11 protein-coding genes are annotated in these 10,440 nt (G+C 68.6%); 1 reads left to right on the top strand and 10 read right to left on the bottom strand.

Features of this window, described 5'->3' with window-relative positions; all coding sequences use genetic code 11:
* Positions 1-7 precede the first annotated feature (7 nt).
* Both EIO58_RS06935 and EIO58_RS06930 read right to left on the bottom strand, forming a co-directional pair.
* Complete coding sequence (locus EIO58_RS06935) at positions 8-247, bottom strand: hypothetical protein (protein ID WP_127818911.1); 240 nt, start codon at positions 245-247, stop codon at positions 8-10.
* A complete protein-coding gene (locus EIO58_RS06930; RefSeq protein WP_127818910.1) occupies positions 244-870 on the bottom strand; it encodes an ArsR/SmtB family transcription factor in 627 nt (208 codons plus the stop codon). The genes EIO58_RS06935 and EIO58_RS06930 overlap by 4 nt, the downstream gene beginning before the upstream one ends.
* Before the next feature lie 107 nt (positions 871-977).
* Here EIO58_RS06930 and EIO58_RS06925 point away from each other — a divergent pair, with 107 nt between their 5' ends.
* Positions 978-3,029 (top strand): M3 family metallopeptidase, encoded by a 2,052-nt coding sequence (locus EIO58_RS06925; RefSeq protein ID WP_127818909.1) that lies wholly within the window; start codon positions 978-980, stop codon positions 3,027-3,029.
* Between the two features lie 28 nt (positions 3,030-3,057).
* Here EIO58_RS06925 and EIO58_RS06920 read toward each other — a convergent pair whose 3' ends face one another.
* The 8 genes from EIO58_RS06920 to EIO58_RS06885 all read right to left on the bottom strand — a co-directional run.
* The gene (locus EIO58_RS06920) at positions 3,058-4,182 is read right to left on the bottom strand and encodes an alpha/beta fold hydrolase (protein ID WP_127818908.1); all 1,125 of its coding nucleotides are present in this window, start codon (positions 4,180-4,182) and stop codon (positions 3,058-3,060) included.
* On the bottom strand, positions 4,179-5,303 hold the full coding sequence (locus tag EIO58_RS06915; RefSeq protein WP_127818907.1) for a class I SAM-dependent methyltransferase: 1,125 nt from the start codon (positions 5,301-5,303) through the stop codon (positions 4,179-4,181). The genes EIO58_RS06920 and EIO58_RS06915 overlap by 4 nt, the downstream gene beginning before the upstream one ends.
* Before the next feature lie 137 nt (positions 5,304-5,440).
* Entirely contained in the window at positions 5,441-6,253 is an 813-nt protein-coding gene (locus EIO58_RS06910) for a hypothetical protein (protein ID WP_127818906.1), read from the bottom strand.
* 87 nt (positions 6,254-6,340) lie between these two features.
* Positions 6,341-7,459, bottom strand: coding sequence for an epoxide hydrolase family protein (locus EIO58_RS06905; protein ID WP_127818905.1), 1,119 nt, complete (start codon positions 7,457-7,459; stop codon positions 6,341-6,343).
* 38 nt (positions 7,460-7,497) lie between these two features.
* The gene (clpX, locus tag EIO58_RS06900) at positions 7,498-8,766 is read right to left on the bottom strand and encodes an ATP-dependent Clp protease ATP-binding subunit ClpX (RefSeq protein ID WP_127818904.1); all 1,269 of its coding nucleotides are present in this window, start codon (positions 8,764-8,766) and stop codon (positions 7,498-7,500) included.
* Positions 8,767-8,965: 199 nt separating this feature from the next.
* A complete protein-coding gene (locus EIO58_RS06895; RefSeq protein WP_127818903.1) occupies positions 8,966-9,637 on the bottom strand; it encodes an ATP-dependent Clp protease proteolytic subunit in 672 nt (223 codons plus the stop codon).
* A 32-nt stretch (positions 9,638-9,669) separates the two neighbouring features.
* Positions 9,670-10,254, bottom strand: coding sequence for an ATP-dependent Clp protease proteolytic subunit (locus tag EIO58_RS06890; RefSeq protein ID WP_127818902.1), 585 nt, complete (start codon positions 10,252-10,254; stop codon positions 9,670-9,672).
* Positions 10,255-10,333: 79 nt separating this feature from the next.
* Positions 10,334-10,440, bottom strand: a 107-nt coding sequence (locus EIO58_RS06885; RefSeq protein ID WP_127818901.1) for a tetratricopeptide repeat protein, incomplete at its 5' end; no start/stop codon positions are given.

Raw genomic sequence — 10,440 nt, 5'->3', positions numbered from 1 at the left:
CCCTCGCTCATCGCGGAAGGATTCCTATCGCACCGCGGGCCTCGGCGTCGCGGCGCAGGTGCTCCGCAGCCGCCTGGGCCGCCACCGCGCGGCGCGACCCGTCGCCGGCTCGCCGCTCAAGACGCGACACGACGAACGCGTCGATGGCGGATGCCGCACGCAGCAGCGTGCGGTCGAAACGGGTGGCGCGGGCCGCGAGAGCGGGAGCCACACTGACATGCGCATGCGGCGCGGTCGCGGTGGTCATGACTTGTCTCCAAGATCTGGCAGCGGGAAGAGGTCGGCCCTAATGGTCACCGGCCGGACGTCCTCGCCGGTCTGGTTGCGGTGGATGTGCACGGTGTCGTCGATCAGCGCTTTGATCTTCGCGACGAGCTCTTTGCTCTGCTCGGGCGTGAGGCGCGTCGAGGCGGTGGAGATCAGGGTTCCCTCCTGCCACGCTTCCTCGAGACCGGAGATCCCGCGGTTGACGAAGTCGAGGAGCTGATCGTTGCGGTGCCGAAGGAACTCGTTCATCACGATCTGCGTCGCTGCGCGACCAGCGGGCGTGGCCATCGCCTCGGGGTTCGAGAACGACACGCCTCCCACCGGTCGCTCCCACCAGCGCTCCCGTCCGGTTCCCTGATCCGCACGCTCCCGGATGAGGTCGTGCTTCGCCAGGGCGCGCAGGTGGTAGCTCGTCGAGCCGCTCGATTCACCGAGCCGGGTCGCCAGAGTGGATGCCGTCTGCGGACCGTACTGACTGAGGATGTCGAAGATCTGAACCCGCAACGGGTGTGCGAGCGCCCGCAGTGCTCCGGTGTCGAGAACGCGATCCTCGATCTCCGGCGCTGCCGGGTCGTGCATCTCGCGCGGCTCGTCGTTGGTCATGAGGCCAGGCTAGATCATGCCAACATTTGTTTGCAAGCACTTCTTTGCAAGTTCCCTTTTGCAAAGGTTCGGCGGCACTGGACCCGTCTCCCGGATAGGCTGACTCCATGCCGACCGACAACCCGCTCCTCTCCGCCAGCACGCTCCCGTACGGACTCCCCGACTACACCGTCATCCGTCCCGAGCACTACCTTCCGGCGTTCGAGGCCGCGTTCGCCGAGCACACGCGCGCGATCCAGAACATCACCCGCGTTCGGTCGATGCCGACCTTCGAGAACACGATGGTTCCGCTCGAGGAGAGCGGAAAGCTGCTGGGCGACGTCGCCCGCACGTTCTACACCGTCTCATCGGCCGACGCGACGCCGCAGATCCAGGAGATCGAAGAGAAGCTCGCGCCCCTCATGTCGGCGCACCAGGACTCGATCCAGCTCGACGCCGCTCTCTTCTGGCGCATCAAGACGCTCCACGACGGGCTTGACCACCTCGATCTCTCCCCCGAGCAGCGATACCTCGTCGAGCGGCACCACACCGAGATGTCACACGCCGGCGCCGGCCTCGACGACCGCGCGAAGACGCAGCTCACCGAGCTCAATCAGCGGCTCTCGACGCTCACCACGCAGTTCGAGCAGCACCTCCTCACCGACACGAACGATCTGGCTGTGGTGTTCGACGACGCGGCAGAGCTCGACGGACTGAGCGAGGGCGAGATGTCGGCGGCGGCGCAGGCGGCGACCGACCGCGGCCGCGACGGAAAGTGGGTCGTCACGCTCACGCTGTTCACGGGGCATCCCTATCTCTCGAGCCTCACCGATCGCAGCTCGCGTGAGCGCCTGCTCGCAGCATCGCGCGCCCGCGGATCCCGCGGCAACGAGCACGACAACCGCGCCACGCTGCTCGAGATCGTACGGCTGCGGGCCGAACGCGCCGCGCTCCTCGGGTACGAGTCCCACGCCGCCTACGTGACCTCCGACGAGACCGCGGGTTCGCCCGAGGCCGTGCATGACCTGCTGCGGCGTCTCGCGATGCCCGCTGCCCGAAACGCTCGGCGCGAGCAGGAGAAACTGCAGGCGATCATCGACGCGGAGCCCGCGCCCTTCGCCCTCGAGGCCCATGATTGGGCGTTCTACACCGAGAAGGTTCGCGCCGCCGAGTTCCACCTCGACCGTGCCGCGCTCCGTCCGTGGTTCGAAGCCGAGCGCGTGCTGCGCGACGGCGTGTTCCGCGCCGCCACCGAGCTCTACGGCATCACGTTCCAGGAGCGACCCGACCTTCCGTCCTACCACCCCGACGCCCGGGTGTTCGAGGTCTTCGACGCCGACGGATCGGCGCTGGGGCTCTACGTTCTCGATCTGTACACACGTGACACGAAGCGCGGCGGTGCGTGGATGAACTCGATCGTGCTGCAGTCCCGGCTGCGCGGCACCTCCCCCGTCGTGGTGAACAACCTCAACGTGCCCAAGCCCGCCCCGGGCAGGCCCACCCTCCTCACGCTCGACGAAGTGACGACGCTGTTCCACGAGTTCGGTCACGCCCTCCACGGGCTGTTCGCGACCGTGACGTACCCCCACTTCGCCGGCACGAACGTCTACCGCGACTTCGTCGAGTTCCCGAGCCAGGTCAACGAGATGTGGATCTACTGGCCCGAAATCCTCGCGTCGTACGCGCGCCACATCGACACCGGCGAGCCGCTGCCTGCCGACGTCGTCGAGAAGCTGCACGCCTCCGAGTCGTTCAACCAGGGATTCGCGACCAGCGAGTACCTCGCGGCGTCGTGGCTCGACCAGGCCTGGCACTCGCTTTCGGTCGACGAGGTCCCGGGCGCTGTCGACGTCGCCGCGTTCGAGGCATCCGCCCTCGCCGATATCGGACTCGACAACCCCGCGGTGCCGACGCGCTACTCGTCCACGTACTTCGCGCATGTCTTCTCGGGTGGCTACAGCGCCGGCTACTACTCCTACATCTGGAGCGAGGTGCTCGACGCCGACACCGTGGCGTGGTTCCGCGAGAACGGCGGGCTGCGTCGCGAGAACGGCAACCGCTTCCGCGAGCGGCTGCTGGGCGTCGGCGGATCGAAGGACCCGCTCGAGGCCTACCGCGACTTCCGCGGACGCGATGCCGAGATCCAGCCGCTGCTCGAGCGCCGGGGTCTCGCGGTCTGAGGCGCAGCGCAGGTTCGCGGGCTGAGATTCAGCGGGAGTTGGCGACGGCCCATGCCGCCGCGGCGGCGCGCGACGACACGCCCAGCTTCGTACGGGCGTTCGCGACGTGCCGGTGGACGGTGTGGACGCTGAGGAACAGCTCGGCGGCGATCTGGGCGTCCGTTCGGCCCTGCGCGACGAGGAGCAGCACCTCATGCTCACGGGCCGAGAGCGGCGACGAAGACGGTCGCAGCAGGCGATCGGATGCCGCGGCATCGGCTTTCTCGCCATCCACCCGCACCGCCGACGCATCGACACCGTCGAAGGCCATTGCAGAGCGGAGGAACCCCGCGGCATCGCCGTGCCACGGGTGGTGTGCATCACCATCGAGCACCTCGAGGTGCGCTCCTGGAATCGCCTGCGCGGTCGCCACGCCGAGAGCGAGCCGTATCGCGCGGTCGCTGCGGCGGTGCAGCACGAGCGTGGGTGTGCGAACGGCAGCAGCGGACTCCCTGGCGTCGAACCGGTAGACGGCTTCGAGCGCGGCCGCCGCGGCATGCGGCGTCGCCGAAGAGCGCTGGTGGGCGATGTAGGCCCGGCGTTGCGCGGGGGTCGCGCCGGGGTAGAAGATGTCGGACATCACGCGTGAGCTCACCCCCCAGCTGCGCCGCACCATCTCCACGAGCGCCTCGCGATCCGCCGGGCCCGCCACCGAAGAACCGTCCAGGTACGCGCCTGCCAGCACCAGTCTCCGCACCCGCTCGGGGTATCGGACGGCGAACTCCACCGCGACCGGACACCCCGAGGATCCTGCCATGAACGTGACCTGATCCAGACCGGCCGCATCCAGCACCGCCGATAGGGCGTCGAGGTGTGGCGTCATCGTGTCCGGTGTCTCGCCTCGGGAGCGGGAGAGCCCACTGCCGGGCGGGTCCAAGCGGATCACACGGCGATGGCGCGCCATCGCGTCGACGAACGCCCGGAACGGCCCGTACTCCCAGTCGCGCGTGAGATGACTCATCCACCACCCGCCGATGAGGACGGGTTCACCGCTGCCGACCTCTGACCAGGCGACATCATCGGTACCCGACCACGCATACCGAACGTCGACGGACGTGGACTCCACGAGATCAGTATGGACGACGACGTGCCGTCGTGCGCTGGTGGTGCTCACCGGTCCAGCCGGTAGAACGACCACGTGGGGTGCTCCACAGCGAGGCGGGTCGTGGTGCCGAGGCCCGCCTCGCGGCTCCACTCGACGACTGTCGGTGCGCGCAGCACTGTGCCGTGAGCGTGACCGTCGCCCTCGGCGAGCGTGGCCGGCAGGCAGTGCAGCACGCTGAACGCCGAGAACATCCGGTCCAGCGGGCCCGCCGGGGCCGTGAACTCGTCCTCCACCTTCACGTCGCCGACGAGGATCGCACCTCCCGGCTCGAGCAGGTCCGCCACCGACGACAGCGCCCGCTGAGGCGCATTCATGTCGTGCAGCGCGAGGAAGACCGTGACGAGAGTGGCGTGACCGCCGGCCGCGCCCGCCAGTGCCGCCCGGTCGCCGGCATCCGCCAGCACGAAGCTGACCCGCTTCGCCATGCCCGACTCCGCCGCGTTCGCGCGCGCTTCGGCAACCGATTCCTCGTCGAGATCCACCCCGACGACCCGCGCGTTCGGGAAGCGCCGCGCGAGCGCGACCGTGGACCAGCCCGTACCGCAGCCGAGGTCGAGGATCGTGCCGCCCTCGTCGAGCCGCGCCGAGATGTCGGGCAGCTGCTCCATCCACACCGGAAGGGCGTGCGTGTAGCCGGGACGATAGGTGTGCTCGAGGCCGTGTCGCATGGCCCTGCCGAACTCGGCGAAAGTCACGCCTTCGCCGCGGCGGTAGCCCTCGCTCACGCGGTCGAACGTCGAGCCGACACCCGCGAACATCGTCGCGAGGCCCGCCCCGTGGAGCGGATGCGAGGGATCCAGCAGCACCGGACGATAGGCGGCCGGCAGCTGATACGTGCGGTACTCGCCGCCGTGGGCGGTCAGGATGCCGGCGATGGCCTGCTGATCGAGCCACTCGCGCAGCTGGCGTTCACCGAGGCCCGTGGCCCGCGCGAGGTCGGCTGCCGTCGCGGCTCCGAGGGCATCCAGTGCGGCGTAGAGTCCGAGGCGGTGGCCTAGCTCGATCGTGAGCAGCTCCAGGGCGGACGGCAGGGCCTCGAGCAGGCGTTGGGTCAGCGCGGCGCCGACTTCCGCGTCGGTTTCGGCGCGCTCTTCTTCTGCGGCGACGGTCGCGCCGACGATGGTGGACATGGATTCTCTCCTTCAGTGGGACGGGCTGGTACGCCCGCGTCGATTGACAGTTCACTCGCGATGCCACACCCGCCGCATCGCGAAGACCGGCCATCGAGGTCATGGTGCGGATGGCCGGAATCGGCCATCCGCACGGTTCACACGAGGTGGCGGAAGAGCCGCACCAGATGCTGATGCTTGACGGCGATCCAGGTCGAGTCGGCCCGGGCGATCTGCGCGCCGCCGGCGTCGACCATCACCACCGATGTCTCGTATCGGCGACCGTGATGCTCACGCGTCCACGCGTAGACGACGAGGGGCTCCCCCACGAAGGGGCGCCGCTCAACCCGCGCGGTCATGGTGCCGAGCACGCACATGACCCGCTCGCGCAGCGCCGCCGCGGGGAAGCTCGGGCAGTCCATCGCGGCCCACACCGCCGGGAAGTCCGCCATCCCGGCGTGCGCGTACCGCGCACCGACCACCCAGGGCGCTGCGAGGACCTCGGGACGACCGGGCACAGGGCCCGGAGTCACATGCATGCCGTCGGCACGGGCGGGGCCGCAGACGACGCAGTCCGACAGGGCGTGGCGCACTCCGATGAGCGGATGCGCCTCGAGTGCTCGGCGCGCGTCGTCGAACGTCGGCGCAGGCGGGTCCGCGGATGCGACCAGCCTGCCCGGCCGCGCCTCGGCGACGAGCGCGCCCTCGTCCCGGACGACGACGCCACCCGAAGGCGCACTCGAGACCTCCAGAGGCACACTCATGCGGATCGGGCGTCGCAGCACGACCGTCACCGTGTCGGAGTCGACACGTGTCGCGATCGTGCCCGCCGCGAAGCCTCCGTTCGCCGTGCGGCGAGGACCGTTGAGATGGCCGTCGATCTGCAGCGGCCCTGGGCTCACTGCGAAAAGATGCCCGATCGGTGCGGCAATGGCTGGAGGGCTGCTCTGGTACGTGGCTGGTGATGACATGCCCCCAGCGAACCGCGCACCACGCCGGGCGGGCATCGCATCGATGGGCCATCCGGATGGCCCGATCGGGCCATCCGGGGCGCCGGATCAGAGCGCGCCGACCTCCGAGGCCAGCGCACGCGCTCGTTCGGCCATCACCGCGGGCGCTTCGGCGACGGCGAAGTGGCCTCCTTCCTCCAATCGTTCGAAGGCGCGGAGGTCGCGATAGAACCGGCGAGCGAGCGATTCCGGGTAGTCCCACTCGTGGCGCTGTATGTGGACGGATGCCGGAACCTCGACGGGCGGCATCGCATCGGGCTGGTCGGCACCCTCGTGATACGGCCGGAATGACGAGCCGATGCTCTGTGTCGTCCAGTAGATCATCGCCTCGGTGAGAAGCCGCTCGCGCGAGATCCGCTGTTCGACGTGCCGAGGGTCGCCGCCGGGCGTGTCGCTCCACTCGACGAGCTTCTCCACGATCCACGCGAGAATCCCCGCGGGCGAGTCGTTGAGGGCGGCCGCAAGGGTGTCGGGACGCGTCGCCTGGATGTGCCCGTACCCGCCGTTCGCTCCTCCCCACTCGTCGAGTCGCGCGAAGAACGCCACCTCGTCGGGTGCGTCGAGGCGCTCGCGCTCGGCGCGCGACGGGAAGTGGGAGTGCGTCACCAGCACGCCCGCGACGGACTCCGGGTAGGTGCCCGCGATCAGGTCGTTGACGTTGGCCGAGACATCCTCGCCGTACGTGAGGTACCTCTCGTAGCCCAGGACCTCGGTCATCAGTCGGTGCATCGTCTCGGCGAGACGGAGCTCGGTCACCGGCCCTTGGGCGTACACCGACGAGTAGGCGAAGCCGGGAAGGCTCGGAACGACGACATGGAAGTCGGTGAGCATCTCGGCGAAGTCGAGCTGCAGGGCGAACGTGTGCGGCCAGCCGTGCATCACGAGGAGAGCCGGAGCGTCTTCGCGGGTCGCGCGCCGGTGCACGAAGTGCACCGTGGCGTCGCCGATGTCGGCGAGGAACTGCGGGTGCCCGTTCAGCCACGCCTCGCGAGCGCGCCAGTCCCAGGATCGCCACGAGGCGACCAGCTCGGCGAGGTAGTCCGCCGTCATGCCCGACGCGGGTCGCCGTGGCGAGTCGGGCAGTGGGCGGAACCGGTCGAGTCGATCGTGCAGGTCGGCGAGCATGTCGTCACCGACGTGGATGGAGAACGGTCTCGGCGTGGTCATCAGCCGACGCTACCGCCGACCTCCGACACCGCCGGAGGTCAGGCGCTCTTGCGCTTCTCGCGGAGCACGAGGGTCGGAGTGGCGCCCTCTTCGACTGCAGCCCGCGTGACGATCACCTTGTCGACGTCATCCGTCGACGGGATCTCGAACATGATCGGACCGAGCACGTCTTCGAGGATCGCGCGGAGACCGCGAGCCCCGGTCTTGCGCGCCACCGCGAGGTCGGCGATGGCTTCGAGCGCCTCGCGATCGAACTCGAGGGCGACCCCGTCGAGCTCGAACATGCGGTGGTACTGCTTCACCAGCGCGTTCTTCGGCTCGGTGAGGATCTCCATGAGCGCTTCGCGGTCGAGCGGCGACACCGAGGCGACCACCGGAAGCCGACCGATGAACTCGGGGATGAGACCGAACTTGTGGAGGTCTTCGGGCTGCACCTCGCTGAAGAGGCTGAGGTCATCGCCCTTGTTGTGCAGCGGCGCTCCGAATCCGACGCCGTGTTTTCCGACGCGCGACGAGATGATGTCTTCGAGACCCGCGAACGCACCCGCCACGATGAACAGGACGTTGGTCGTGTCGATCTGGATGAACTCCTGGTGCGGGTGCTTGCGGCCGCCCTGCGGCGGCACGGAGGCGACCGTGCCCTCGAGGATCTTCAGCAGCGCCTGCTGCACGCCCTCGCCCGAGACATCGCGTGTGATCGACGGATTCTCGGCCTTGCGGGCGATCTTGTCGACCTCGTCGATGTAGATGATGCCGGTTTCGGCGCGCTTGGTGTCGAAGTCGGCTGCCTGAAGGAGCTTCAGCAGGATGTTCTCGACGTCCTCACCGACGTAGCCCGCCTCCGTGAGGGCCGTGGCGTCGGCCACCGCGAACGGCACGTTCAGGCGCTTGGCGAGCGTCTGCGCGAGGTAGGTCTTGCCGCAGCCCGTCGGGCCCAGGAGCAGGATGTTGCTCTTGGCGATCTCGATCTCGTCGGCGCGCTGCTCGGCGGACTGGATGGTTCCGTGGGTGCGGACGCGCTTGTAGTGGTTGTAGACGGCTACCGAGAGCGCACGCTTGGCGTCGTTCTGCCCGACGACGTACTCCTCGAGGAACGCGTAGATCTCGCGCGGCTTCGGTAGGTCGAAGTCTGCCACCACGCCCGACGAGGACTCGGCCATGCGCTCTTCGATGATCTCGTTGCACAGCTCGACGCACTCGTCGCAGATGTAGACGCCAGGGCCGGCGATCAGCTGCTGGACCTGCTTCTGGCTCTTTCCGCAGAAGGAGCACTTGAACAGGTCGGCGCTCTCACCGATGCGTGCCATGAGGCTTCTCCTCGTCACGACGGAGGCCGTCCCCCGTGCTGTCTTCAGAGCCTAACCTCTGCCGGCGACATGGGGTGGGATTGCAACGCTCGTTGTGGAGGGCGTACGCCGTGAGCAGAACGGGCCCACGACGACGCCCCGCCGCCGGAGAATCCGGCGACGGGGCGTGAGGGGTGCGATCGGCGAGCCGACCGACGCGCTACTTCGTCAGCGCCTGCTGCCCGCGCTTGCGGGTCGTCAAGACCTGGTCGACGAGACCGTACGACACGGCTTCCTCCGCCGACAGGATCTTGTCGCGGTCGATGTCCTTGTTGACCTCTTCCTTGGTCTTGTTGGAGTGCATCGCGAGCGTCTCTTCGAGCCACGTGCGCATGCGCATGATCTCGGCCGCCTGGATCTCGATGTCGGACGCCTGACCGTGACCGGCCTCGCCCATCGCGGGCTGGTGGATCAGGATGCGGGCGTTCGGCAGCGCCAGGCGCTTGCCGGGCGCTCCGGCCGCCAGCAGCACGGCCGCCGCGGACGCCGCCTGGCCGAGCACGACCGTCTGGATCTGGGGCGACACGTACTGCATGGTGTCGTAGATCGCCGTCATCGCGGTGAACGACCCGCCGGGCGAGTTGATGTACATGATGATGTCGCGGTCGGGGTCCTGGGACTCGAGCACGAGCAGCTGCGCCATCACGTCGTCGGCCGACGCGTCGTCGACCTGCACGCCGAGGAAGATCACGCGGTCTTCGAACAGCTTGTTGTAAGGGTCCTGGCGCTTGTAGCCGTAGGCAGTGCGCTCCTCGAACTGCGGGAGGATGTAGCGGCTGCCCGGCGTCTGGAGGCCCTGAGGACTCGCGGGGCCGAAGGTGGGGGTCTGCATTCGGGTTCTCTCTCTTTCGCCTTCGGGTGCCGTCAGTTCGCCGTGCCGCCGCCGCCCACGACGTCGGTCGCGGACTCGCGGATGTGGTCGACGAAGCCGTACTCGAGCGCCTCTTCGGCCGAGAACCAGCGGTCGCGGTCGCCGTCGGCGTTGATCTGCTCGACCGTCTTGCCGGTCTGCACCGCAGTGATCTCTGCGAGGCGCTTCTTCATGTCGAGGATCAGCTGGGCCTGCGTCTGGATGTCGCTCGCGGTGCCTCCGAAGCCGCCGTGCGGCTGGTGCAGCAGCACGCGGGCGTTCGGTGTGATGTAGCGCTTGCCCTTGGTGCCTGCCGTCAGCAGCAGCTGGCCCATCGAGGCGGCCATGCCGATGCCGACCGTGACGATGTCGTTCGGGACGAACTGCATGGTGTCGTAGATCGCCATGCCGGCCGTGATCGAGCCGCCGGGCGAGTTGATGTACAGGTAGATGTCCTTCTGCGTGTCCTCGGCCGCGAGGAGGAGGATCTTCGCGCAGATCTCGTTGGCGTTCTCGTCGCGCACCTCCGACCCGAGCCAGATGATGCGGTCCTTCAGCAGCCTGTCGAAGACGCTCGTCGCGACAAGTGGTTCGGCCATGTGTGCTCCTGTTTCCTAGGGTCGCCATCGAATCTACCGGGGTGCCGCGAGCGACCCGCCCGTGTTCGCCCTGGGCAGATCAGGCGTCGCGCCGGTGCAGCTCGGCGGCGTACGACGCGACCGAGCGCCGGTAGCGCGAGAGGTGCGGGGCGAGGGTCGAGAGGGCGACGGATGCCGCCTCCCGCG

Source organism: Microbacterium sp. CPCC 204701 (assembly GCF_004010105.1).
Lineage (GTDB): Bacteria > Actinomycetota > Actinomycetes > Actinomycetales > Microbacteriaceae > Microbacterium.
The sequence above is the reverse complement of the archived record's forward strand: the minus strand, read 5'-3'. Positions and strand labels throughout refer to the sequence as shown.

Bases quoted from the DNA above. Each gene is read 5' to 3' on its own strand.
- EIO58_RS06935 (WP_127818911.1), bottom strand. From the start codon at position 247: ATGACCACCGCGACCGCGCCGCATGCGCATGTCAGTGTGGCTCCCGCT.
- EIO58_RS06930 (WP_127818910.1), bottom strand. From the start codon at position 870: ATGACCAACGACGAGCCGCGCGAGATGCACGACCCGGCAGCGCCGGAG.
- EIO58_RS06925 (WP_127818909.1), top strand. From the start codon at position 978: ATGCCGACCGACAACCCGCTCCTCTCCGCCAGCACGCTCCCGTACGGA.
- EIO58_RS06915 (WP_127818907.1), bottom strand. From the start codon at position 5,303: ATGTCCACCATCGTCGGCGCGACCGTCGCCGCAGAAGAAGAGCGCGCC.
- EIO58_RS06910 (WP_127818906.1), bottom strand. From the start codon at position 6,253: ATGTCATCACCAGCCACGTACCAGAGCAGCCCTCCAGCCATTGCCGCA.
- EIO58_RS06905 (WP_127818905.1), bottom strand. From the start codon at position 7,459: ATGACCACGCCGAGACCGTTCTCCATCCACGTCGGTGACGACATGCTC.
- clpX (WP_127818904.1), bottom strand. From the start codon at position 8,766: ATGGCACGCATCGGTGAGAGCGCCGACCTGTTCAAGTGCTCCTTCTGC.
- EIO58_RS06895 (WP_127818903.1), bottom strand. From the start codon at position 9,637: ATGCAGACCCCCACCTTCGGCCCCGCGAGTCCTCAGGGCCTCCAGACG.
- EIO58_RS06890 (WP_127818902.1), bottom strand. From the start codon at position 10,254: ATGGCCGAACCACTTGTCGCGACGAGCGTCTTCGACAGGCTGCTGAAG.